17 protein-coding genes and 1 pseudogene are annotated in these 23,967 nt (G+C 70.3%); 9 read left to right on the forward strand and 9 right to left on the reverse strand.

The window, feature by feature from the left end:
• Window positions 1-120 precede the first annotated feature (120 nt).
• Window positions 121-1,278 carry an OprO/OprP family phosphate-selective porin gene (locus BLQ43_RS13370; RefSeq protein ID WP_176758686.1) on the forward strand — a complete coding sequence of 386 codons (1,158 nt, stop codon included), beginning with the start codon at window positions 121-123 and terminating at the stop codon, window positions 1,276-1,278.
• A gap of 21 nt (window positions 1,279-1,299) precedes the next feature.
• Here BLQ43_RS13370 and BLQ43_RS13375 read toward each other — a convergent pair whose 3' ends face one another.
• Complete coding sequence (locus BLQ43_RS13375) at window positions 1,300-2,124, reverse strand: undecaprenyl-diphosphate phosphatase (protein WP_090022089.1); 825 nt, start codon at window positions 2,122-2,124, stop codon at window positions 1,300-1,302.
• Window positions 2,125-2,633: 509 nt separating this feature from the next.
• On the opposite strand from BLQ43_RS13375, the gene BLQ43_RS13380 reads away from it, so the two are divergent.
• From BLQ43_RS13380 to BLQ43_RS13410, 7 genes are all read left to right on the forward strand, one after another.
• Window positions 2,634-4,088: an NAD(P)-dependent oxidoreductase gene (locus BLQ43_RS13380; protein WP_090022092.1), complete on the forward strand. Its 1,455-nt coding sequence runs from the start codon at window positions 2,634-2,636 to the stop codon at window positions 4,086-4,088.
• Window positions 4,089-4,171: 83 nt separating this feature from the next.
• The gene (gene gltB / locus BLQ43_RS13385) at window positions 4,172-8,740 is read left to right on the forward strand and encodes a glutamate synthase large subunit (RefSeq protein WP_090022096.1); all 4,569 of its coding nucleotides are present in this window, start codon (window positions 4,172-4,174) and stop codon (window positions 8,738-8,740) included.
• Window positions 8,741-9,115: 375 nt separating this feature from the next.
• Entirely contained in the window at window positions 9,116-9,862 is a 747-nt protein-coding gene (locus tag BLQ43_RS13390) for a ZIP family metal transporter (RefSeq protein ID WP_143006288.1), read from the forward strand.
• Window positions 9,863-10,018: 156 nt separating this feature from the next.
• On the forward strand, window positions 10,019-10,687 hold the full coding sequence (locus BLQ43_RS13395; protein ID WP_090022099.1) for a glutathione S-transferase family protein: 669 nt from the start codon (window positions 10,019-10,021) through the stop codon (window positions 10,685-10,687).
• 243 nt (window positions 10,688-10,930) lie between these two features.
• A complete protein-coding gene (locus BLQ43_RS13400; protein WP_143006289.1) occupies window positions 10,931-12,262 on the forward strand; it encodes a hypothetical protein in 1,332 nt (443 codons plus the stop codon).
• A gap of 11 nt (window positions 12,263-12,273) precedes the next feature.
• Window positions 12,274-12,744: a hypothetical protein gene (locus tag BLQ43_RS13405; RefSeq protein WP_090022107.1), complete on the forward strand. Its 471-nt coding sequence runs from the start codon at window positions 12,274-12,276 to the stop codon at window positions 12,742-12,744.
• A 16-nt stretch (window positions 12,745-12,760) separates the two neighbouring features.
• A complete protein-coding gene (locus tag BLQ43_RS13410) occupies window positions 12,761-14,755 on the forward strand; it encodes a methyl-accepting chemotaxis protein (protein ID WP_090022112.1) in 1,995 nt (664 codons plus the stop codon).
• An 8-nt stretch (window positions 14,756-14,763) separates the two neighbouring features.
• On the opposite strand, the gene BLQ43_RS13415 is transcribed toward BLQ43_RS13410, so the two are convergent.
• The 3 genes from BLQ43_RS13415 to BLQ43_RS13425 all read right to left on the reverse strand — a co-directional run bounded on the left by BLQ43_RS13415 (window position 14,764) and on the right by BLQ43_RS13425 (window position 17,424).
• A complete protein-coding gene (locus BLQ43_RS13415; RefSeq protein ID WP_090022116.1) occupies window positions 14,764-15,036 on the reverse strand; it encodes a hypothetical protein in 273 nt (90 codons plus the stop codon).
• Between the two features lie 2 nt (window positions 15,037-15,038).
• A complete protein-coding gene (locus BLQ43_RS13420) occupies window positions 15,039-16,547 on the reverse strand; it encodes a protein adenylyltransferase SelO (protein ID WP_090022121.1) in 1,509 nt (502 codons plus the stop codon).
• Window positions 16,548-16,659: 112 nt separating this feature from the next.
• Window positions 16,660-17,424 (reverse strand): ferredoxin--NADP reductase, encoded by a 765-nt coding sequence (locus BLQ43_RS13425; protein WP_090022124.1) that lies wholly within the window; start codon window positions 17,422-17,424, stop codon window positions 16,660-16,662.
• 250 nt (window positions 17,425-17,674) lie between these two features.
• On the opposite strand from BLQ43_RS13425, the gene BLQ43_RS13430 reads away from it, so the two are divergent.
• Entirely contained in the window at window positions 17,675-19,435 is a 1,761-nt protein-coding gene (locus BLQ43_RS13430; protein ID WP_090022128.1) for a monovalent cation:proton antiporter-2 (CPA2) family protein, read from the forward strand.
• Window positions 19,436-19,897: 462 nt separating this feature from the next.
• On the opposite strand, the gene BLQ43_RS14485 is transcribed toward BLQ43_RS13430, so the two are convergent.
• From BLQ43_RS14485 to BLQ43_RS14685, 5 genes and pseudogenes are all read right to left on the reverse strand, one after another.
• Window positions 19,898-20,101 carry a hypothetical protein gene (locus BLQ43_RS14485; RefSeq protein ID WP_143006290.1) on the reverse strand — a complete coding sequence of 68 codons (204 nt, stop codon included), beginning with the start codon at window positions 20,099-20,101 and terminating at the stop codon, window positions 19,898-19,900.
• Window positions 20,102-20,409: 308 nt separating this feature from the next.
• On the reverse strand, window positions 20,410-21,624 hold the full coding sequence (rocD, locus tag BLQ43_RS13435) for an ornithine--oxo-acid transaminase (RefSeq protein WP_090022133.1): 1,215 nt from the start codon (window positions 21,622-21,624) through the stop codon (window positions 20,410-20,412).
• Entirely contained in the window at window positions 21,621-22,562 is a 942-nt protein-coding gene (gene rocF, locus BLQ43_RS13440) for an arginase (protein WP_090022138.1), read from the reverse strand. The genes rocD and rocF overlap by 4 nt, the downstream gene beginning before the upstream one ends.
• Before the next feature lie 54 nt (window positions 22,563-22,616).
• A complete protein-coding gene (locus tag BLQ43_RS13445; RefSeq protein ID WP_090022141.1) occupies window positions 22,617-23,336 on the reverse strand; it encodes a TVP38/TMEM64 family protein in 720 nt (239 codons plus the stop codon).
• A gap of 283 nt (window positions 23,337-23,619) precedes the next feature.
• A pseudogene (locus tag BLQ43_RS14685) lies at window positions 23,620-23,967 on the reverse strand (hypothetical protein); the annotation flags it as partial.

Consider the following 23,967-nt stretch of genomic DNA (forward strand, 5'->3'; position numbering starts at 1 on the left):
GTGCGTGTAAAACCGCACCCCGGAAACGGTTGATTTGCGCGCCCGGATTGGGTGTAACGCCCGGCCGCGACAGACCATCCCGGACTCGATTTCCCGGATATTGCGTGGGGACACATGCAGGTGGGTCGAACGCGCCTCGCCGCGTGCCTGGTAGTGGCGGGCCTCGCGGGCGTCAGCGGTGCGTCCGCGCAGCAGACCGATGATGGCGGCGATAGGGCGGGCTGGCCGTCGGTGGCGCCCTACGGCCTCGTCGCGCTCGACGCGGGCGCGTTCACGGGCGCGGGGACGCCGGATCGCGACGACGGCGAGGTGCGTCGCGCGCTGATCGGCGTGCGCGCGTCCCACGGCCCGCATCTGGGCCTGGAAGCGGCCTATGACCCGGCCGCCGAGGACACGCCCTGGAAGAATGTGTTCGCCACGTTGGATGTGGGCGGCGTGCTGCTGGCGGCGGGCAACCAGAAGCCGCCCTTCAGCATGCAGTTCCAGCAGGAGTTGCCGCACCTGATGTTCCCCGAACGCGGCCTGCCGTTCGGGCTGAGCCCCCGGCGCCGCGTCGGCGTCAGCGCCAATGTCGCGGGGGAGCTGTGGCAGGCCCAGGCCGGCGTCTTCGGCAGCAACCTGAACGACGGCGTGGAGTTCGACACCCCGCTCGTGGGCGCGCGCGCCACCTACACGCCCATCCGCCGGGCCCGCACCACGCTCCACCTGGGCGGCGCGGTGAACCACACCGATGCCGACGGACGCGCGGCGTTCGGTTTTCCGCCGGAGACCCTGCTGGCGCGCGAGCCGCTGGTGGCGAGCGGGCCGATGCCGGGAACCACGGGGTTCACGCGCGGCAACCTGGAACTCGCGGGCACGCGCGGACCGGTCTCGGTGCAGGGCGAATACCACCTCGTCGCCGTGGACCGGGCGGGCGCCGACGCGGTCTTTCGCGGCGGGTACGTGCAGGCGGCGTGGCTGCTCACGGGCGAGACGCGGCCCTACGTGCATGCCAAGGGGCAGATGCGCCGGGGCATGCTGGGCCGGCCCAGGGCGGCGGCGCCCGTCGGCCCGACGGCGGGCGGCACGGGGGCGTGGGAAGTGGCCGCGCGCGTGAGCACCCTGGACCTGCGCGACGACGGCGTGGGCCGCGGCGACGGGCGGACGTTCAGCCTCGCCTTGACCTGGTTCGCCAACCCGCATGCACGTGTGACGGCGAGCTACGTCAACGCGCATGCCGACGGGGCGGGCGGCGGCACCATTCACGCCGGGCTGCTGCGCCTGCAAGGCAAATTCTGATGCGCCGCGCCGCCGGGCTTTCTACAGATACACGTAGCCGAGCAGTGCCAGCCCCAGCGCGAGGCGGTAGACGACGAAGGGTGTGAAGGTCTGGCGCTGCAGCCAGCGCATCAACAGCGCGATGGTCAGCCACGCCGCGCCGCAGGCCAGCACCGCGGCCACCAGGGCGTCCACGCGCAGCGCGGCGGCGTCGCTGCCCGCCAGATCCAGGCCCGCCATGACGCCGGCGCCCGCGATCGTGGGAATCCCCAGCAGCAGGGCGAAGCGCGCGGCCTCCTGCCGGCTGTAGCCAAGCATGCGCCCGGCGGTCGCCGTGATGCCGGCGCGGCTGGTGCCCGGCATGATCGCCAGGATCTGCAGCATCCCGACGATCAGGGCGTCGGGCACGTCCATCTCGTCCAGCTTGCGGCGCAGGCCGCCCGCCTTGTCGGCGGCGTAGAGCGCGATCCCGAACAACAGCGTCGTCCAGGCCACAAGCTCCACGCTGCGCAGGTGGTCCGCCACCATCTCGCGCGCGCTCATGCCCACGGCCACGACGGGCAGCGTGGCGATCACGACGTTGATCGCCAGCCGCGCGCCGGCGTCGCGCTCGCCGCCCAGCCAGCGCACCGCCCCCCGGATCATGCCGGCGATATCGCGCCGGAAGTAGCCGCACACCGCCACCAGCGTGCCCACGTGCACCGCCACGTCGAGCACGAGGCGGTTCTGGCCGCCCTCCGCGGGCACGGGCAGGCCGGCCGTGTCCAGCCCCTGCCACACCAGGATCAAGTGGCCGGAAGAGGAGATGGGCAGAAACTCGGTAATGCCCTGGACCAGGGCGAGGATGGCGAGGGGAAGCAGCGGCACGGTAAACCTCTGTTGCGGCGAACGAACAACGCCGATCCGATATAGCGCGTTGCCCGCCCGTCGGTCATGGGCTGCGACGGCATGCCCCGGCGGCGGAGTTTGTCAGCAATGTTGACGTAATAGCACGGCGGCGCCGCGCAACCGGCATGTCGAAAACACCTGTCGCCGCCAAGGGCGCGCAGAGACAGGACAAGATGGTTGACGTATCTGTCGGTTTCCGGGTGGTTCGCTGCGCGAACCCACGTTATATCACGACCTCGGCAGGCGTGCAGCGCGCGCGAACGGGGAGGTGCGCGCGCATCGGGCGACGGCGGTCGCGGCCCGATTGGGGCCGCGCCGGCAGCGGCCCGGACGCGTCCGCGGTTCTCGGACCCGTGCTGAACGGATCCAACGCGGCTCGACGAGCGGGTCGTGCGCGGGCGCGCCACCGACGGTCGGGCCGGACCACGCGGCCGGCCGCTGTGCGCCCACGCCGAACCAGGCCGGAACCACGAGCAGCGGGACCCACGATGGCGCGGCAGACGCTCAAGTTCGTCGACATTCCCAAGCAGATGCCGGAAAAGCGCCCGGCCGAGCAGCGGCGCGAGGATTTCAACGAGATCTACGGCGTCTTCGACCCGGATCACGGGCGCGAACAGGCGGGCCGCTGCTCGCAATGCGGCGTGCCCTTCTGTCAGGTGCACTGCCCGCTGCACAACAACATCCCGGACTGGCTGATGCTCACCGCCGAGGGGCGGATGGAGGAGGCCTACGAGATGGCCGCCTCCACCAACAACATGCCCGAGGTGTGCGGCCGCATCTGCCCGCAGGACCGGCTGTGCGAGGGCAACTGCGTCATCGAGCAGTCGGGCCACGGCACGGTCACGATCGGCGCGGTGGAGACCTACATTACCGAGACCGCGTGGGATAACGACTGGGTCAAGCCGGCGAAGCCGCCGCGCGAGCGCGACGAGAGCGTGGGCATCATCGGCGCGGGTCCGGCGGGCATGGCCGCGGCCGAGCAGCTGCGCCGCAAGGGCTATCAGGTCCACGTCTACGACCGCTACGACCGCGTCGGCGGCCTGATGATCTACGGCATCCCCAACTTCAAGCTGGAGAAGTACGTCGTCGAGCGCCGGGCGCGGCTGCTCTACGACTCCGGCGTGCACTTCCACCTCAACTTCGAGGTGGGCGAGGACGCGACGCTGGCGCAGCTGCGGTCCTGGCACGACGCCGTGCTCATCGCCACGGGCGTCTACAAGGCGCGCGACGTGAAGGTGCCGGGCGTCGGGCTGGGCGGCGTGCAGAAGGCGCTGGACTTCCTCACGACCGAGAACCGGCGCGATCTGGGCGATCCCGTGCCGCGGTTCGAGGACGGCTCGCTCAACGCGCAGGGCAAGAACGTCGTCGTCATCGGCGGCGGCGACACCGCCATGGACTGCGTGCGCACCTCGGTGCGCCAGGGCGCCAAGTCGGTGCGCTGCCTCTACCGCCGCGATCGCCGGAACATGCCCGGCTCGCAGCGCGAGGTCGCCAACGCCGAGGAAGAGGGCGTGGAATTCGTCTGGCAGGCCGCGCCCTACGCCTTCCTGGGCGACGACAGCGTCAACAGCGTGCGCGCGCAGCGCGTGCACCTGGGCGTGCCGGACGCCAGCGGCCGGCAGACGCCGCAGGTGGTTTCGGGCTCGGAGTACGACGTGCCCGCCGACCTCGTCATCAAGGCGCTCGGCTTCGATCCCGAAGACCTGCCGACGCTCTTCAACGCGCCCGAGTTGAAGACCACGCGCCGCGGCACGGTGCACGTGGACTTCCGCTCGATGATGACCAACCTCGACGGGGTGTTCGCGGCCGGCGACATCGCGCGCGGGGCCTCGCTGGTGGTCTGGGCGATCCGGGACGGCCGCGACGTGGCCGAGGAGATCCACGGCTACATCCAGACCCGCGCCCGCGAGACCACGGGCGCGGAGGCCATGGCCGCGGAGTGAGGCGGACGGACGAGCACGACGGCGCACGAGATGAGGGACGCACACGGGCGCCCGGCGCGGCGCCCCGGAAGGGAACGACGGCGATGAGCGAGCAGCACGAGAGCGGCCAGGCCTTGATCGACGGCTGGCGGCGCGCGGCCGCGAACCTGGCGGACACCGGCCTCTACAGCCCCGCGGACGAGCGCGACAACTGCGGCGTCGGCATGGTCGCCGCCACCGACGGCAACCCGCGCCGCGAGGTGGTGCAGGCGGGCATCGACGCGCTCAAGGCGGTGTGGCACCGCGGCGCCGTGGACGCCGACGGCAAGACCGGCGACGGCGCGGGCATTCACGTCGAGATCCCGCAGGCCTTCTTCCGCGAGCACGTCGAGGCGACGGGCCACCGGCCCGGCAACCAGCGCATCGCGGTGGGGATGATGTTCCTGCCGCGCACCGACCTGGATTCCCAGGAGCGCTGCCGCGTCATCGTCGAGCGCGAGATCCTGAAGTACGGCTACACGATCTACGGCTGGCGCCAGGTGCCGGTGGACACGACCGTCATCGGCGAGAAGGCGAACGCCGCCCGCCCCGAGATCGAGCAGATCATGATCGCCAACACGCGCGGCCGGCCGACGTGGCGGCTGGAGGCGGACCTCTACATCATCCGCCGGCGCATCGAGAAGGCGATCCAGGCCGAGTCCATCACCGACTTCTACTGCTGCTCGCTGTCGTGCCGCTCCATCATCTACAAGGGCATGTTCCTGGCCGAGCAGCTGACGGATTTCTACCCGGACCTGCTGGACGAGCGCTTCGAGTCCAGCTTCGCCATCTTCCACCAGCGCTACTCGACCAACACCTTCCCCACGTGGTCGCTGGCGCAGCCCTTCCGCGTGCTCTGCCACAACGGCGAGATCAACACGCTGCGCGGCAACGTGAACTGGATGAAGGCGCACGAGTGCCGCCTGGACGCCGAGGTCTTCGGCAGCCGCATCGAGGACATCAAGCCCGTCGTGCAGGCCGGCTCCTCGGACTCCGCGGCGCTCGACGCGGTCTTCGAATTGATGGTGCGCGGCGGGCGTGAGCTGCCCATGGCGAAGACGCTGCTCATGCCCGAGTCCTGGTCGGCCGAGAAGGCCATGCCGCAGGGCCTCAAAGACCTCTACCTCTACGCCAACTCCGTGATGGAGCCGTGGGACGGCCCGGCGGCGGTGTGCGCCTACGGCGGGCGCTGGCTGATCGCGGGCATGGACCGCAACGGGCTGCGGCCGCTGCGCTACACGCGCACGGACGACGATCTGCTCTTCGTCGGCTCCGAGACGGGCATGGTCCGCCTGCAGGAAGAGCGCATCGTGGAGAAGGGCAAGATCGGCCCCGGCGGCATGATCGCCGTCGACCTGGAGTCCGGCCGCTTCTACCACGACCCCGAGATCAAGGAGCGCCTAGCGGACCAGAACGCCTGGGGCGAGTGGGTCGGCAACATCACGCGCCTGGACGACCTGCTGGATTCCGGCACGCGCGAGACGGTGCACTACGGCAAGGAGGAGTTGCGCCGGCGCCAGTACACCGTCGGCCTGTCCATGGAGGACCTGGAGATGGTCCTGCATCCCATGGTCGAGGACGGCAAGGAGGCCGTGGGGTCCATGGGCGACGACACGCCCATGGCGGTGCTGTCCGACCGCTACCGCGGCGTGCACCACTTCTTCCGCCAGATGTTCGCCCAGGTCACCAACCCGGCGATCGACCCGTTTCGCGAGCGCGCGGTGATGAACCTCACCACGCGCCTGGGCAACCTGGGCAACATCCTCGATGAAAGCCCGTCGCAGTGCGACCTGCTGCAGCTCGACTCCCCGGTCATCACCAACGCGGGCTACGCCGCCATGCGCCGCTACATGGGCGACACGGCGGTGGAGATCGACGCCACCTTCCCCGCGGAGTCGAGCGAGCACGCCCTGCGCCAGGCCATCATGCGGGTGCAGCAGGAGGCCGAGGACGCAGTCCGCGCCGGGCGTGAGCACGTCATCCTCACCGACGAGCACATGGGCCCGGACGCGGCGCCGCTGCCCATGATCCTCGCCGCCGGGGCGGTGCACACGCACCTCATGCGCCAGAACCTGCGCACCTACGTCTCCATCAACGTGCGCTCGGCGGAGTGCCTGGACGTGCACTACGTCGCCTGCCTCGTCGGCGTGGGCGCCACCACGGTCAACGCCTACCTGGCCCAGGAAGCCATCGCGGACCGGCACCGCCGCGGGCTCTTCGGCGACCTCTCGCTGGAGGACTGCCTGACGCGCTACAAGAAGGCGGTCGACGAGGGGCTGCTCAAGATCATGTCCAAGCTGGGCATCTCGGTGCTCTCGTCCTACCGCGGCGGCTACAACTTCGAGGCCGTGGGGCTGTCGCGCACGCTGGTGGACGAGTTCTTCCCCGGCATGCCCTCGCGCATCTCCGGCATCGGGCTGACGGGCATCCAGCGCAAGGTGCTGCAGCTGCACGACACCGCGTGGTCGCAGGACTTCGTGGCGCTGCCGGTGGGCGGCTTCTACAAGTACCGCAAGCGCAAGGACGGCGAGCGCCACGCCTGGGAGGGCCAGCTCATCCATACCCTCCAGGCGGCGGTCACCAACGACAGCTACTCCACCTACAAACGCTTTTCGGAGGGCATCCAGGGGCTGCCGCCGATCAACCTGCGCGATTTGCTGGACTTCAACCGCCAGCACGTCACGCCGGCGCCGCTGGACGAGGTCGAATCCATCACCGCCATCCGCAAACGCTTCGTCACGCCGGGAATGTCCCTGGGCGCGCTCTCGCCGGAGGCGCACCGCACGCTCAACGTCGCCATGAACGCCATCGGCGCCAAGTCGGACTCCGGCGAGGGCGGCGAGAACCCCGAGCACTTCCAGCCGGACGAGAACGGCGACAACCCCAACAGCGCCATCAAGCAGGCGGCCTCGGGTCGCTTCGGCGTCACGGCCGAGTACCTGAACCACTGCCGCGAGATCGAGATCAAGATCGCCCAGGGCGCCAAGCCGGGCGAGGGCGGCCAGCTCCCGGCCTTCAAGGTCACGGAGATGATCGCCAAGCGCCGCCACGCCACGCCGGGCGTCAGCCTGATCTCGCCGCCGCCGCACCACGACATCTACTCGATCGAGGACCTGGCCCAGCTCATCTACGACCTGAAGCAGATCAACCCGGACGCCCAGGTCTGCGTGAAGCTGGTGGCGCGCGCGGGCATCGGCACGATCGCCGCGGGCGTGGCCAAGGCCAAGGCGGACGTCATCCTGATCGCCGGCCACAACGGCGGCACGGGCGCCAGCCCGCAGACCTCGATCAAGTACGCCGGCGTGCCGTGGGAGATGGGTCTGTCCGAGGTCCACCAGGTGCTCACGCTCAACCGCCTGCGCCACCGCGTGAAGCTGCGCGTGGACGGCGGCCTGAAGACGGGACGCGACATCGTCACCGCCGCGATCCTGGGCGCCGAGGAGTACGGCGTGGGCACGGCCTCGCTGATCGCCATGGGCTGCATCATGGTGCGCCAGTGCCACGCCAACACCTGTCCCGTGGGCGTGTGCACCCAGGACGACAAGTTGCGCGAGAAGTTCATGGGAACGCCGCAGCGCGTGGTGAACCTCTTCTCCTTCGTCGCGGAGGAGGTGCGCGAGATCCTGGCCACGCTGGGCGCGCGCTCGCTCAACGAGATCGTCGGCAAGACGGGCCTGCTGCACCAGGTCTCGCGCGGCGCGGCGCACCTGGACGACCTGGACCTCAACCCGTTGCTCGCCCACGCCGACGCGGGCGGCTATCCCACCCGCTGCATGCTGGAGCACCGCAACGAGGTGGACGACACGCTCGACGCCACGATGATCAAGGACGCCGAGCCGCTCTTCCACCACGGCGAGAAGATGCAGCTCCAGTACACGATCCGGAACACCCAGCGCGCCATCGGCACGCGGATGTCCTCGCACATCGTGCGGCGTTTCGGTGAAAACGGCCTGCGTCCCGGCCACGTTACCGTGCGCTTGCGCGGCTCGGCCGGGCAGTCCCTGGGGGCCTTCGGCGTGCAGGGCCTCAAGCTGGAGGTCTTCGGCGACGCCAACGACTACGTCGGCAAGGGCCTGTCCGGCGGCACGATCGTCGTCCGGCCCATGACCGCCAGCAAGCTCGCCAGCGAGCAGAACAGCATCATCGGCAACACGGTGCTCTACGGCGCCACGGGCGGCCGGCTGTTCGCCGCGGGCCAGGCGGGCGAGCGCTTCTGCGTGCGCAACTCCGATGCCGTCGCGGTGGTCGAGGGCTGCGGCGCCAACGGCTGCGAGTACATGACCGGCGGCGTCGCCGTGCTGCTCGGGCCCGTCGGCGACAACTTCGGCGCCGGCATGACCGGCGGCATGGCCTTCGTCTACGACCCCGAGGGCGCGTTCCCGCAGCACGTGAACCCGGACCAGGTGTTCTGGCAGCCCGTGGAAACCGCCTACTGGGAGGGCGTGCTGCACGATCTGGTGAAGGAGCACCACCGCGAGACACAGTCCCGCTTCACCGAGCGCCTGCTGCTCGACTGGTCCACGGAGCGCGGCAAGTTCTGGCAGGTCGTGCCCAAGGAGATCGTGCCCCACCTCAAGCACCCCGTCACGCGCGCGGAAGAAGCCGATCTCGCCCACGCCACCCCCGCCGAATAAGCTGATCGCAGCTTAACCCGGTCAGGGGTGGACACCGGCGTTGGGCCCGGATGGGTGGGGCATCGCTTCAATACGCCACGAGCCGGCCTCGGCTTCGAGCGTCCCCACCCCCACACAATCTCCCCCTCCCCATCCATGGGGAGGGGGAGAAGGCGGCGCGGGGCATCAAGCCCCGCGCCGTCAGAGGGGGTGGGGACTGTCCTATTGTCTTCCGGCGTGATGCCGCCAACGACACCGGCGGTCGGGTGTGGGGCGGCAACCTGCCGCCGTTTCGTGCCGGACACGAGGCCGGGGAAAACCGGGCGCTCGCATTGTCGTGCGGGCGCGGGAACGGCATAACCGGACGGACGTGCACACGGGCCGTTCGGGGGCGAGGTGGCGGAAACGAGCGTAACGGTCGTGGCGCTCGCCGCGCTGGTGACCGCGCTGGCCACCGGGCTGGGGGCGCTGCCGCTGCTGGCGACGGCCAGCCTTTCGCGAACCTGGGAGGGGGTCGGCAACGCCGCCGCGGCCGGGCTCATGCTCGGGGCGAGCGGCCAGCTCGTCATCGAGGGACTGGACCACGGCCTCGCGCGCACGCTGCTCGGCGTCGTGCTCGGCGGGCTCTTCATGCTCTTCAGTCGGCGCGTCCTGCCCGACAGCGACGAGGCCTCGATGGGCGTGCTGCGCGGGGCCGACGCGCGCAAGGCGCTGCTGATCGTGGGCGTGATGACGCTGCACTCCGCCGCCGAGGGCATCGGCGTCGGCGTCTCCTTCGGCGGCGGGCAGGACCTGGGCGTTCTGATGACCGCCGCCATCGCCGTCCACAACGTGCCCGAGGGGCTGGCGATCGCGCTGGTCATGGTGCCGCGCGGGGCCACGGTGGTGGTCGCGGCGGGCTGGAGCGTCTTCTCCTCGCTGCCGCAGCCCATCCTGGCGGTGCCGGCTTACCTCTTCGTCGCGCTGTTCGAACCCGTGCTCCCGGTTGGCCTGGGCGCCGCCGCCGGGGCGATGGTGTGGATGGTGGCGCGCGAGCTGCTGCCCGACGCGCGCGAGCGGCTGGCGGTCACGCCCACCTACGCCACGCTCGCGCTCTTCACGGCCGCGATGCTGGCGCTCGGCTGGCTGGTCGCGGGCGGTTAGGGCATGATGAGATGACGCGGCATCAGGCCGCGAGCCTCATCGTGCCCTGCATCTTTTGTACACGGGCATGATTGAGAGCCCAGGCTGGTTCAGCCTGACCGCATCATGCCCTGATGGCCCTGTTCACCGCGCGGTGCGCGCCTTACCCTGCCGGCTATGCGGATTCTCTACCATCTTCCCCTGCACGGCGGGTCGCGGCGCGTGCGCGTCGCCCTGCGCGAGAAGGGCCTGGACGCCGAACTCCAGCAGGAGCGCGTCTGGGAGCGCCGCGAGGGCTTCCTGCGGCTCAACCCCTCGGGCGAGATCCCGGTGCTCGTGGAACCCGACGGCACCGTCATCCCCGAGGCCGAGGTCATCACCGAGTACCTGGAAGAGGTGTATCCGCAGGAGAGCCTGCTCGGCCACGACCCCGTGGACCGCGCCGAGGTGCGGCGGCTGGCGCTGTGGTTCGACGCCAAGTTCCACCGCGAGGTCACGGCGAACCTGGTGGACGAAAAGCTGCTCAAGCGCTTCATGCGCCTGGGCCAGCCCAACTCCCAGGCCATCCGCGCGGGCCACGCCAACATCCGTCACCACCTGGACTACATCGGCTGGCTGTGCGACCGGCGCAGCTGGCTGGCGGGCACCTTCTTCTCCTACGCCGACATTGCCGCGGCGGCGCAGCTGTCGTGCGTGGACTACCTGGGCGACGTGCCGTGGGAGTCCGCGCCGGGCGCCAAGGACTGGTACGCCCGCGTGAAGTCGCGCCCCTCGATGGGCGGTATCCTCGCCGACCGCATCCCCGGCCTGCCGCCGCCGGCGCACTACGCCGACCCGGACTTCTGACGCCGTGGGCGGCGCCCCGGGACAAGGGGGCGCTGTGTGTGGCCGAAGTCACCTGAATTGCCTTGAGTGTTTTCGGGTAAAAATTCTTTTTTAATAGTCGCGATGAAATCACGATTCCGTGATTCCCAGTACCCACTCGTGGACTTGGCCCTTAACGACAGATTAAAATTTAGTCCAAGATTGTGCATTTCAGCGTCGGAGCAGTCGCGACGGCGCTTAAGCATATCGAAAAAGGGGGGCTGCATGGTGGTGGGGAAGCCGATGCGCGCGGTGGGTGTGTGTGCCGCGCTGACGATCGCGGCTGTGGGGGCGTCCGCGCCGGCCGGGGCGCAGGACGCGAGTTCCAGCCGCATCGACAAGCTGGAGCGCCAGGTCGAAGAGCTTCGACAGGAGCTGCGCAAGCTCAAGCGCGAGCAGGGCGCCCCGGGCGAGCCGGACCCGGCGCAGACCAACGAGGTCACGCTCGACGACCTCAGCGGTGAGGTCGAGACGACGAAGAAGCGGGTGCAGCGGCTGGAAAGCATCGTCCAGCAGGTGGACGAGCAGGTCGGCAGCAGCGCCGTCGTCAACGCCTTCGACGCCGTGGATCTGAACCTCGGCGGCTTCGTCGATCTCGCGGCGACGCACATCACCGGCGACGACAAATCCGTCACCAGCTTCAACCGCCAGGTCGCGGAGCTGCTCGTCAGCGCCGACATCGCCGAGGACTGGCGCATCTTCTGGGCGCAGTCCTTCCTGCGCAAGAGCGGGCCCAACTTCACCCAGAACCCCGCGACCGCCGACCCCTCACGGCCCGACTTCGGCAACCTGGGCGGCGCGGCGACCGACACCGTGCTGGCGTGGGTCAACTACAAGCACACCGACGCGCTTCAGGTTCAGGCCGGGCGCTTCATCACGCCCCACGGCATCGTCAACCAGGAGCACTTCCCGGCGAGCCTGCTGGACGCGACGCAGCCGCAGTTCCTGCGCCCGTTCAGCGCCCAGACCATCTTTCCCAACTTCACCAACGGGATTCAGCTCCACGGCAGCAGCTTCCTGGGCGGCGGACTTAACGCCGACCAGATCAGCTACAACCTTTACACCGGCAACTTCACGAACAACAGCAACGAATTCAACGTCGGCGGGCGCTTCGCTTACAGCGTCGGCGGCCTGGGGCTGACGCTGGGCGCCAACGTCACCTACGGCGACCGCACGGACAGCGAGGCGGCGGGCGCCGGCGAGGCCGACTACCTCGTCTACGGCGCCGACGTGAAGTACGACAGCGGGCCCATCATCTGGAAGAACGAGATCTTCGCCACCGACGAGGACGTGGGCGACGACCGCTTGGGCGCCTACACCCAGCCCGGCTACCGCATCGGCGAGCAGTGGACGGCGTTCTACCGCTTCGACTACCTGGACCGCGGCACCGATCCCGAAACGCTGGCGCGGCGCCTGGAATCGATTGAACACTCGCTGGGCGTGAATTTTCAGCCGCATTCCAACGTGCGGCTGCGCGGGATCGTGCGCACGACCGACTTCGACGATTCCAGCGCCGACGCCCAGACCGTCGAACTCTCGGCCACGCTGAGCTTCTAAGGGGGACCGGGATGATGGCACCCACCCGTGTCGCGGGGCTGCTGGCGGCGCTGATCGTGGCCGCGGCGGCCGGACTCACCGCGGCGCCCGCCTCGGCGGCCGAGTACGTGGTTCTGGTCAATGCCGAGAACGACCATCCCGGCGGCCAGGAAGGCCGCGCCATGGTGCAGCGGCTCTTCCTCAAGCGCGCCTCGGCGTGGCCGGACGGCGCCTCGGCCTTTCCGCTCGACCGCCCCGCCGACTCGCCGGCGCACGAGGCCTTCGTGCGGAACGTGCTGGGCACCTCGGAGGGCAAGCTTCAGGAGTGGTGGACCCGGCTGAAGCAGCAGCGCGGCGCCACCGCCCCGCGCGCCGTGGGCGCCCCCAGCCTGCTCAAGCAGGCCATCGGCATGCGCGCGGGCGCATTCGGGTTCGCGGCACGCAGCGAGGTGACGCCCATCCCGGACAACGTCCGCGTCCTGTTCACCTTCGACGGGCCGTGAGCGAGGGCACGCAGGCATGTGGCGGCGACTCGCGAACTCGAAACCGGCGCGGCTGCTGGAGCGCCTGTCCCTGACGGCCAAGATCGGCGGCGCGCTCGCCATCCTGGTCGTGTCGGCCGGCGCGCCGGCGGTCTTCAACGTCCTGGAAACCGGGGACGCGGTGACGGCCACCTCGGCCCAGAGCACCGCGCGCGCCCGCCTGGAAGCCGTGGCGGCGCTCGACGACGCCTACGGCAACATGCGCTACTGGTACCTGGACACCGCCAACAGCCTGGAAAGCAGTTCGCGCAAGAAGGCCAAGGCCGCGTTCGAGGCCGTCAAGACCAGCCTCGACCGGGTGCAGGGCTTCGCCCCCGAGCCCGCGGCCGAGCTCGAGGAGCACGTCACCCGCATCGACGCCGCCGCCCTGGCGGCGATGCAGCACTACATGTTCAAGGAGCGCAAGAAGGGCAACGCCAAGCTGAGCACGGCGCGCACGCACATCCAGGCCGCCACGAAGATCGTCGACTCGCTCAGCGAGCGCTACATGGCGCGCGTCGCCCGCACCGGCGAGCGTGCCAACGCCACCTCGGCCAACGCCCTGACCGCGTCCTGGATCACGATCGCCGGGGTGCTGGCGGGCGGCGCGCTCGCGCTCGTCACCGTCCTGCAGGGCGCCATCCGCCCGCTGCGCCGCATCGGGACGACGGTGTCCTCGCTGGTCGCTGGGGACCTCGACGTGGAGGTGCCCTACCAGGACCGCCGCGACGCCATCGGCCGGCTGGCGGTGGCGCTCCAGCACTTCAAGGACAACGCCCACGAGCGCGCGCGGCTGGAGGAGCAGCAGGCCGCCGAAGCCGAGGAGCGCCAGCGCCGCGTCTCGGCGATGGAAGCCGGTTTCGACCGCTTCAAGCACACCGTCTCCGGCGTCGTGGAGCGGCTGAACACCACGGCCGACAGCGTGGAAAACGCCTCGCAGACGCTGACGGCGACCGCCCAGCAGACCAACGGCGAGACGGATTCGGCGGAATCCGCCGCCGCCGACGCCACCCACAACGTCGAGTCCGTCGCCAGCGCGGCGGAGGAGATGGTCCAGTCCATCCAGGAGATCTCCGCGCGCGTCCAGCACGCCAAGTCGGTGGCCGACACGGCCTCCGAGCGCGCCGGGCACACCAGCAGCACGGTGAAGGGGCTTTCGGAAGCCGCCGACAAGATCGGCGAGGTGATCAAGCTCATCAACGACATCGCGGAGAAGACCAACCTGCTGGCGCTCAACGCCACGATCGAGGCCGCGCGCGCCGGCGAGGCCGGCAAGGGCTTCGCCGTGGTCGCGGACGAGGTGAAGTCGCTCGCCAACCAGACGCAGAAGGCGACCGACGACATCCAGGGCTACGTGCAGAACGTCCAGAGCGAGGCGCACTCCGCCGTCGGCGAGATCGAGCAGATCATCGAGACCATCAACGACATCAACGAGGTCACCAGCTCCGTCGCCTCGGCGATGGAACAACAGCAGGCGACCACGCAGGAGATAAGCCAGAACGTCCACCAGGCGGCCGAGGGCGCGCGCACCGTCAGCCGCAGCGTCTCCGGCGTGCGCGAAGGCGTGCGCTCGACCAGCGAAAGCGCGGAAACGCTGCTAACCTCCGCCCGCGAGCTGGGCGGCGAGACCTCGCGGCTGAGCCAGGAAGTCGACCGCTTCCTGCAGGAGATCCGCGCCGCCTCCACGGACGACCGCCGCAACTCGCCGCGCTACTACGCCCGCGTTCCCGCCACGCTCGTCCGCCGCGGGCGCGAGGAGCGCACGGTGCTGGTGGACCTCTCGCGCGAGGGCGCGCGCTTCGACGCCGTGGCGGGCTTGATCGCGGGTGAGCGCGTCGGCCTCGACGTCACGGGCATGGCGGCGCGCAAGACGGCGCAGGTCGTTCACGCCAACGCGGAGGTCGCGGGCGTGCAGTTCGACGATCCCGTGGACGACGAGACCGTCGCCGCCGTGCGCGCGCAGATGGACCAGGAGACAACGGCGGCCGGCTGAGCCGGAAGTCAGGAACTCGCCGACACTTGGCTGAAGAGGTGGAAGATGGTGCGCTCGGCTTCGGCCGAGACCGTCTCCGCCGCCTCACCGTCCGTGGCGGGTAGCTCCATGCTGGCGAGGATGTGCAGGCAGCGGTCCACCATCGCCTGCTTGGTTTCCGCCTCGCTGTCGCCGCGCTCCATCTCGCGGGCGATCAGCTCCAGCAGCACGGCCTTCAGCCCCAGGATCTCGCCGCGGCTCGTCGCCGCCGTGCCGGCGTTCCCGGCTCCGTCATCCGACATCGTCACGTCCCGCAGAAGGTCATGGGCACGCGCTCCTCGGCTGTCGGCGGCATGGCCCAGGCCGCGTGGTCGGGATGGTCGTCGAAGGGTGCGCGCAGCACCGTGAGCAGCTCGTTCAGCGCGCCGTGGTCGCCCGCGCGCACGGCGTCGTAGACCGCGTAGACGTGGTGCTTGCGCAGCACGTAGGCGGGATTGACCGCCCGCATCTGGGCGCGGCGCTGCGTCTCGTCGCGGCCCTCGGCGGCGAGGCGCTGGCGCCACTGCTCGGCCCAGGCGTCGAAGGCCGCCGGGTCGGCGAAGAGCGTCCGCACCGGCCCGTCGGCCGAGGCATCCGTGCCCGAGACGTCGGCCAGCCGGCGGAAGGTCAGGGTGAAGTCGGCGCCCTGATCGGCCATGCGGGTGAAGAGGCCCCGGATCAGCTCCACGTCGCCGTCCTGCACGCTCGCGAGGCCGAGCTTGCGCCGCAGCGCCGGGTGGTAGGCGGCCTCGAACGCGGGGATGTAGGCGTCCAGCGCCGCGTAGGCTTCCGCTTCGGCCGTCTCGGGATCGTCGGCCAGCAGCGGCAGCAGCGTTTCCGCCAGCCGGCACAGGTTCCACTGCCCGATGTCGGGCTGCTGGTTGTAGGCGTAGCGCCCGCCCAGATCGACCTGACTGAAGCACTGGGCCGGGTGGTAGTCGTCCATCCACGCGAAGGGCCCGAAGTCCAGCGTTTCCCCGACGACCGAGATGTTGTCGGTGTTGAGCACGCCGTGAATGAAGCCCACGGCCATCCAGTTCGCGATCAGCTCGGCCGTGCGCCGCGCCACGGCTTCCAGCAGCGCGCGGTAGGGCTTCTCCGCCGCGCGCAGCTCGGGGTAATGCCGGTCGATGACGTAGTCCGCCAGGGTGCGCACCGCGTCCTGGTCCCCGGCGCGGGCGAAGTACTCGAAGGTGCCCACGCGCACGTGGCTGGTGGCGACGCGGGTGAGCACCGCGCCCGGCAGGAAGTCGCTGCGGCGCACCGTCTCGCCCGTCAGCACCATGGCGAGCGCGCGCGTCGTGGGGATGCCCAGGCCGGCCATGCCCTCGCTGGCGAGGTATTCGCCCACCACCGGGAACAGCTCGGCGCGCCCGTCGCCCATGCGCGAGAAGGGCGTGCGGCCCGAGCCCTTGAGCTGCACGTCGCGGCGCACGCCGTCGCGGTCGACCAATTCGCCGAGCAGCACGGCACGCCCGTCGCCCAGCTGCGGCACCCAGTTGCCGAACTGATGGCCCGCGTAGGCCATGGCGATGGGCCGCGCGGACTCGGGCACGCGGTTGCCCGCCAGCACCTCGACGCCTGCCGGGCTCGCCAGCGCCTCGGGGTCGAGTCCGAGTTGCGCGGCCAGCGGCCGGTTCAGGTGCAGGAGCCGCGGGCGCTCCACGGGCGTCGGCTGGACATTGGCGTAGAAGCGCTCGGGCAGGGCGGCGTAGGTGGCGTCGAAGCCGAAGGGATCGGCCGCCGCGTTTTCGGGCCGTGTGCTCAGGGCCATGATGGGGTCTCCGCGGACACTTCGCTGCCCGCGAAGCTAAACCCGGCGCGGCCCGAAACAACCATGTGCGGGCTGGCGGTTTTCCGCGCCGGCCCCGAGCGGTCCCCGGGTCCTACTTTTCCACGAAGGCGTTCTCGATGACGAACTGGCCCTTGCCGTGGGTCGTGCCCATTTCCCAGCCCTGTTCCAGGAAGTGGTGGCGCAGCTCGTGCACCATGTCCGGGTTGCCGCAGATCATGACGCGGTCCTGCTCCCGGTCCAGCGTCGGCAGCCCGGTCGCCTCGGCCAGCTCGCCGTCGTAGATCATCGTGGTGACGCGCTTGGTGCGCTCGAAGGGCTCGCGCGTCACCGTGGGCACGTAGACCAGCTGCTCGCGCGCGTACTCGCCCAGGTGCTCGTGGTTGGGCAGGTGCTCTTCCAGGAAACGGCGGTAGGCCAGCTCCCGCGCCTCGCGCACGCCGTGCACCAGGACGACGTGGTCGTAGCGGTCGTAGACCTCGGGGTCCTGCACGATGCTGAGGAAGGGCGCGATGCCGGTGCCCGTGGCGAAGAGGTAAAGGTTGCGCCCGTCCACGAGGTTGTCCAGCAGCAGCGAGCCCGTGGACTTCTTGTTCACGATGATCTCGTCGCCGGGCTCGATGTGCTGCAGGCGCGAGGTCAGCTCCCCGTCCGGCACCTTGATGCTCAGGAACTCCAGGTAGTCGGCCCAGGTGGGGCTCACCATGCTGTACGCGCGCAGCACCTTTTTCGAGCCCACGGTCTGGCCGATCATCGTGAACTGGCCGCTTTCGAAGGTGAAGGTGGAATCGCGCGTGGTGCGGAAGGCGAACAAGCTGTCCGTCAAGTGCTCCACGGCGATCACGCGTTCCGTATGCATGCCCGGACTCGTCGCTCCTGTATGGTGGTCCCGGTCACAGGCGACCTGATCGCGTTTCGGCGAATCGGCACAATACCGCCCGCCCGGCCGCGCCAGCGCCGGGGGAGGCTGGCCGGAGATATGGCGCATAGACCGGGGTGGCGCAACCTGGCAGGCCGATGCGCGTCGCACAGTCACGCCGGGCTTGGTTGCGTGGGCGGATGCGGTAACCATACCGGGCTAGGCGCATCTCCCGGCGGCGGGGAGTTTCATGGACACACACGCCTTCCTCAACCAAGCTGTCGTTCTGTTGGCGGCAGCGGTCATCGGCGTCTGGATCGCCAAGCGGCTCGGCCTGGGGGCCGTGCTGGGCTACCTGGCGGCGGGCTTCGTCGTCGGTCCGTGGGGATTGGCCTATTTCCAGGATTCCGATTCCATTCTCCATTTCGCCGAACTGGGCGTGGTGCTGCTGCTCTTCGTGATCGGGCTGGAGCTGCGCCCGCGCCGGCTGTGGTCGATGCGGCACAGCGTCCTCGGGCTGGGGTTGTCGCAGGTTCTCGTCTCCGGCGCGGCGCTGGGCGGGTTGGCGTACCTGGCCGGGCTGCCGCCGATCAGCGCCGGCGTGGTCGGCCTCACGCTGGGACTCTCCTCCACCGCCTTCGCGCTTCAGGTGCTCGGCGAGCGCAAGGAGTTGGCCACCCACCACGGGCGTGCTGCCTTTTCCGTCCTGCTGTTGCAGGACATCGCCGTGATCCCGATGCTCGCGGCGATCCCGCTCCTGCCGGGGCCAAACGGCGGCGGCACGGCCATGGACGCCGGTGCGTTCACCGAGGCGCTGAAGGTGGCGGGCGTGCTGGTGGCCGTGGTGGTCGTGGGCCGCGTGGCCCTTCAGCACGCCTTCCGCATTGCCGCGGAAACGCACACGCGCGAGATCTTCGCGGCGGCCGCGCTGCTCACCGTCGTGGGCACGGCGCTGTTGATGGACGCGCTCGGGCTGTCCATGGGCCTGGGCGCCTTCCTGGCGGGCGTGCTGCTCGCCGACACGCACTACCGCCACGCCATCGAGGCCGACATCGAGCCCTTCAAGGGCCTTTTGATGGGGCTGTTCTTCCTGGCCGTGGGGATGTCGGTGAACCTGGGCGTGCTTGCCGAGCAGCCCGCCGCGATCCTGGGCGGCGTGGTGGCGCTCGTGGTCGCGAAAGGGGCCATCATCTTTCCGCTCGCCCGGCTCAACGGGTTGAGCAACCGGGACAGCCTGACCACCGCCGTCGCCATTTCCCAGGGTGGCGAGTTCGCCTTCGTCCTCCTGACGGCGGCCACGGCGCACGGGGTGGTGGCGGACCCCACGGCCGACGTGCTCACACTGATCGTCATCGGCTCGATGGTCACGACGCCGCTGCTGCTGATGGCGCTGGACCGCGCGCGGCGCCGGCCCCTGAGCGGGGTGCCGGACGCCATCGACGGCGAAGCGCCGCAGGTCATCGTCGCGGGGCTGGGCCGCTTCGGCCACATCGTGGGCCGCGTGCTGCGCGCGAACGGGATCACCTTCACCGCCCTGGATCACGATCCCCAGCGCGTGGAGCGCATGAAGCACCTGGGCACGCCCGCCTTTTACGGTGACGCCTCGCGCCTGGACGTGCTGCGCACCGCCGGGGCGGATGATGCGGCGGCGCTCGTCGTGGCGCTGGACGATGTGGACCAGGCCGAGCGCATCGTCGCCGCCGCCAAGCAGCACTTCCCGCGCCTGAAGGTTTACGCGCGCGCCCACAACCGGGAGCACGCCCAGCGCCTCATGGGCGCCCGCGCGGATGCGGTGGTGCGCGAGACCTTTCTTGCCAGCCTGGATCTGAGCGAGCGCTTGCTGACGGGGCTGGGGCTGCCGCAACCGCGCAGCCGTGAGGCGGTGGCTGAATTCCGAGAGCACGACGAAAACCAGCTCGCCGCGAGCCTGGGCGAGGACGTCGGCGCGCGCGAACCGGCGAACCGCGACGCCGAGGGGCTCGCCGCGCGCGATCCCGCGAAGTCCGCTTGACCGGGACGCTCGCGTGGCCAAGGCGCGTGGCAGCCCGCACACGCGGCGGGGCACGACATCGTGATCGGGCGCGGCGGCAGGCCGCGGTGCGCCGATATTGGCTTACGAAACAAAGTGCGTTACACGACTGTCATCTTTCGCGCGGCCCGAAGCGTGGCCCCGGAGGATTTTTTGGAGGTATCGATGGCGTCCGACCGAAATGCAGGCGCGGCCTCGGTGGCTTGGCACGACGAGCCGTGTTGCGGCGGCTTGCGCGGGATGGCAGCTGACGTTCGCCCGATTGTCGCGGACCGCTGTCCGCTGTGCTGGGGCACCGGCACGACGTGCTTGGCGCAGTGCCTCCACGCCTGGGTCGCCAACGGTGGGGACGACCCGTCGTCGGCGTAGCCGCCCGTTTTGTGGTCGGAACCGGGGTGGCGCTCCCAGCGGCGAACGGGCATTCGGTTTTTCGGTTGGACCCGGTCAGGCCGGTTTCATGGCCGCGGCCGCAGCCGCCTCGCGCAGCAGCCAGCGCACCTCGTGCTCCGGGAGCGCGAGCGCGTCGGCGATTTCGGGTCCGGTGAAGCTGTTGACCGCCAGCGCCACCACGTCCCGGTGCGAGCGCGTCAGCACCGCCGCTGGCCGGGCGGGCGTGATGTAGCTGCTCCAATCGATACACCGCGTCATCTGCGACCCCCTTCGAGGGTGGTGTCTCGTTTAGACCTGTGGACAGCGTGTGGAGCGTCTGTGGACGATGCAACAGCCCGCGGCCGGACTCTGCAGGTTTGAACGGCAAATCAGGTCGACTCGGTCAGCCGGGTCTCCGCCACGGTGGTTGTGACCGTATTGTTTTCTTTCCCAACAGTATGCATTTGCAAAATTTATAAATCGGCAATTGCTAAACTTTTGGTTGTTCCAAGCCCTTCAGGGCGGCCAGGTAACCGGGACTCGGTATGCGACTCGGGGGCGACTCGAAACTGGAGTCGGGCCGGACGCTATCCCGCAGCGGCCGACGCCAGCACGGCGTGGATCTGTGCCACCAGCCAATCGACCTCGGCCTCGCCGATCACCAGGGGCGGCGTCAGGCGGATGACGGTGTCGCGCGTGTCCTTGCACAGCACGCCGCGCGCCAGCAGTGCCTCGCAGACGGGCCGGGCCGGCTCCGTCAACTCCAGCCCCACCATCAGGCCGCGCCCGCGCGCCTCGGCGATGCGCGGGGAGTCGATGGCGCGCAGGCCCGCCAGGAGCCGCCCGCCCAGCCGCGCCGAACGGGCGGGAAGCTCCTCATCCGCCAGGGCGTCCAGCGCCGCCTCACCGACGGCGCAGGCCAGCGGGTTGCCGCCGAAGGTGCTGCCGTGGGAGCCGGGCGTCAGCCGGCCCAGCACGTCGGCCGAGCCGACGACCGCCGACACCGGATAGACCCCGCCGCCCAGCGCCTTGCCGAGCTGCATCAGGTCGGGCGCGGCGGCCTCGTGTTGGTGGCAGAACAGCCGTCCCGTGCGGCCCAGGCCGGTCTGGATCTCGTCGGCGATGAAAAGCACGCCGTGGCGGTCGCACGCCGCGCGCACGGCTTCCAGGTACCCTTCGGGCGGGACGACGATGCCGCCCTCGCCCTGGATGGGCTCCACCATCACGGCCGCCGTGTTGGGGGTGATTGCGGCCTCCAGCGCCGCCGCGTCGCCGAAGGGCACGATGACGAAGCCGGGCGCGTAGGGGCCGAACCAGGCGCGCGCCTCGGGGTCGGTGGAGGCGCTGATGCCCGAGAGCGTGCGGCCGTGGAAGGCGCCGCGCGCCACGACGATCTCGGCGTGGCCGTCGGGAATGCCGCGCGCCTGGTGGCCCCAGCGGCGGGCCGCCTTGATCGCGGTTTCCACCGCCTCCGCCCCGGTGTTCATGGGCAGCGCCATCTCCGCGCCCGCCGTCGCGCACAGCTTTTTCAGGAAGGGGCCCAGGCGGTCGTTGTGGAAGGCGCGCGCCGTCAGCGTCAGGCGCTCGGCCTGCTCGCTCAACGCCGCCAGGATGCGCGGGTGCCGGTGGCCGTGGTTGAGCGCCGAGTAGGCCGCGAGGCAGTCCAGGTAGCGGCGGCCGTCGGTGTCCCAGGCCCATACACCCTCCGCGCGCGCCAGGGTGACGGGCAGGGGCTTGTAGTTGGGCGCGCCGTAGCGCTCGGCCAGCGCGGCCGGATCCGTGGCGTCGTCGCGCGGGGTCATTGCGGCCGCCGGCTCAGGATGCGTTCGCCGAACAGGCTCTTCACCATCTCCACCGCCGTTTCCGCCGTTGCGTTGTGAACGTCGAACGCCGGGTTCAGCTCGACCACGTCGAGCGAGGCCAGCAGGCCCGTGTCGTGGATCATCTCCATGCACAACTGGGCCTCGCGGTAGGTCGGGCCACCCTTGACCCGCGTGCCGACGCCGGGCGCCACGCTGGAGTCGAGCATGTCCACGTCGAAGCTGACGTGCAGGTGTGCGCCCTCGGCCGTCGCGTGTGCGAGCGCTTCTTCCATGACGGGACGTATGCTGCGTTCGTCGATCTCGCGCATGTCGGCGACGGGCAGGCCGTGCGCCGCGACGGTGCGCTTTTCCAGGCGGTCGATGGCGCGCACGCCGATCTGATGGAAGCGCGCCGCCGGCACCATCGGGGTGGCGTCGCTCAGCCCCGTCAGCTCGGGCGGTCCCAGCCCGGCGGCGACGGCCACGGGCATGCCGTGCAGGTTGCCGGAGACGCTCGTTTCCGGCGTGTTGAAGTCGGCGTGCGCGTCCAGCCACAGCACCCGCAGCGGCTTGCCGGCGGCGCGGCAGTGGGCGGACGCCGCGGCCAGCGAGCCCATCGACAGCGCGTGGTCGCCGCCCATCAGCACGGGGATGCGGCCGGTCGCCAGCGCCTCGCCCACGGTGTCGCGCACGCCCCGGCACCAGGTCGCGGTCTCCGGCAGGTGGCGCAGGCCGTCCACGGGTGCGTGGCCTGGGTGCGAGGGGCCGGTCAGGTTGCCCCAGTCGACCACCTCGCCGGCGATCTCCGCCAGGGCCTCGGTCATGCCCGCCACGCGCAGTGCTTCCGGCCCCATCGACGCGCCGCGGTGCGCCGCCGCCACGTCGCCGGGGGCGCCGATGAGCGCGATGGATCGGTGGTCATCGGCCGGCGGGGTCATGCGCGGCAGCCTACCCATGCTGGTCCGGTGGGACCAGCACGGATGACCGAGCGATCAGGTGGCCGTCGGCGCCTGACGCCACGCCGTGACGCGCTTGGCGATCGTGGGCAGGAGTGCGAAGGCGGCCAGGGCCAGCAGCGGCAGCAGCACCGAGGGCTGGAGGACGATGCCCATGTTCGGGGTGCCGCCCGCGTCGAGGATGGTGCCCACCCCGTTGCCCAGGCTGGCGTAGACGACCGTCCCCGGCAGGATGCCCAGCGCCGTCGCCGTGACGTAGGTGCGCAGCTTCACGCCCAGCAGCGCCGGGGCGAGGTTGAGCAGCCAGAACGGCACCAGCGGGATCAGCCGCATCGCCAGCAGATAGCTGAAGGCGTCGCGGCGCAGGCCGTCGCGGATGCGGGTCATGCGCGCGCCGCTGACCTTGTCCGCCAGATCGCCCAGGCCGGCGCGCGCGGCCAGGAAGAGCCCCGTGGCGCCGATCGTCGCGCCGACGGCGGCGAAGGCGCCGCCCAGCCAGGTGCCGAAGAGAAAGCCGCCCAGAATGGTGAGCACGGCGCCGCCCGGCACCGACAGCGCCGTGGCCCCGGCGTAGGCCAGGATGTAGGCGCCGATGATGAGCACGGGGTTGCGGTCCGCGAGCGCGGTCAGGGTGTCGCGGTGCGCCGCCAGGGCGTCGAAGCTCAGGTACTGGTACAGGCCGGAGGCGTAGACCCCCGCCATCGCGAGGGCGATCGCGGCAAGGGGCAGGGCACGGCGAAGAAAAGAGCGGGGCATCGGGAACCTCCTGAGGTGCGCATAGGCGGCTGTGCTGCACCCCGATATAGGCCGCCGCGGCTCGAACCGCTGTGACCGCCCTCACTTTGCGAGCGGAGTCCGTCCGGAATGTCCGGCTGTCGGGATCCCGGCGAGGTAAGCCGCTCAAAACTTCGTTCTGATGCGATCAAACACGCTGTGTTTGCCGACGGTGCTGCACGGCCCTGAACCGCCGGCTGTCGGGACCCCGGCGAATTCAACCGCTCACAAGCCCGGTGTGATGGGATGAAACGGCCGCCGTTTCTTAGCCCGTGCGGATGTCGTTGAGGAAGCTGGTTACCTTGTCCCGCAGCGTCTGGGCCTGCTTGTTGATGTCGTCGGCGCTGGACAGGACTTCGCTGGCGGTGGATTCCGTGGTGTCGGCGGCCTGGGTCACCTCGCCGATGGTGTTGGTGACCTCCTGCGCGCCGGCCGAGGCTTCCTCGATGTTGCGCGCGATCTCCTGGGTGGAGGCGGTCTGCTCCTCCATCGCCGAGGCGATCGAGGACGCCGTCTCGTCGATCTGCTTGACGCTGGAAGCGATGCGCTCAATCGCCGTCACCGCCTCGCTGGTCTCGCTCTGCACCTTGTTGATGCGCGCGGAGATGTCCTC

This window comes from Limimonas halophila (assembly GCF_900100655.1).
GTDB lineage: Bacteria > Pseudomonadota > Alphaproteobacteria > Kiloniellales > Rhodovibrionaceae > Limimonas > Limimonas halophila.

Bases quoted from the DNA above. Each gene is read 5' to 3' on its own strand.
- BLQ43_RS13420 (WP_090022121.1), bottom strand. From the start codon at position 16,547: ATGGCCCTGAGCACACGGCCCGAAAACGCGGCGGCCGATCCCTTCGGC.
- BLQ43_RS13410 (WP_090022112.1), top strand. From the start codon at position 12,761: ATGTGGCGGCGACTCGCGAACTCGAAACCGGCGCGGCTGCTGGAGCGC.
- BLQ43_RS13445 (WP_090022141.1), bottom strand. From the start codon at position 23,336: ATGCCCCGCTCTTTTCTTCGCCGTGCCCTGCCCCTTGCCGCGATCGCC.
- BLQ43_RS13425 (WP_090022124.1), bottom strand. From the start codon at position 17,424: ATGCATACGGAACGCGTGATCGCCGTGGAGCACTTGACGGACAGCTTG.
- rocF (WP_090022138.1), bottom strand. From the start codon at position 22,562: ATGACCCCGCCGGCCGATGACCACCGATCCATCGCGCTCATCGGCGCC.
- BLQ43_RS13415 (WP_090022116.1), bottom strand. From the start codon at position 15,036: ATGTCGGATGACGGAGCCGGGAACGCCGGCACGGCGGCGACGAGCCGC.
- rocD (WP_090022133.1), bottom strand. From the start codon at position 21,624: ATGACCCCGCGCGACGACGCCACGGATCCGGCCGCGCTGGCCGAGCGC.
- gltB (WP_090022096.1), top strand. From the start codon at position 4,172: ATGAGCGAGCAGCACGAGAGCGGCCAGGCCTTGATCGACGGCTGGCGG.
- BLQ43_RS13430 (WP_090022128.1), top strand. From the start codon at position 17,675: ATGGACACACACGCCTTCCTCAACCAAGCTGTCGTTCTGTTGGCGGCA.
- BLQ43_RS13405 (WP_090022107.1), top strand. From the start codon at position 12,274: ATGATGGCACCCACCCGTGTCGCGGGGCTGCTGGCGGCGCTGATCGTG.
- BLQ43_RS13380 (WP_090022092.1), top strand. From the start codon at position 2,634: ATGGCGCGGCAGACGCTCAAGTTCGTCGACATTCCCAAGCAGATGCCG.
- BLQ43_RS13400 (WP_143006289.1), top strand. From the start codon at position 10,931: ATGGTGGTGGGGAAGCCGATGCGCGCGGTGGGTGTGTGTGCCGCGCTG.
- BLQ43_RS14485 (WP_143006290.1), bottom strand. From the start codon at position 20,101: ATGACGCGGTGTATCGATTGGAGCAGCTACATCACGCCCGCCCGGCCA.
- BLQ43_RS13395 (WP_090022099.1), top strand. From the start codon at position 10,019: ATGCGGATTCTCTACCATCTTCCCCTGCACGGCGGGTCGCGGCGCGTG.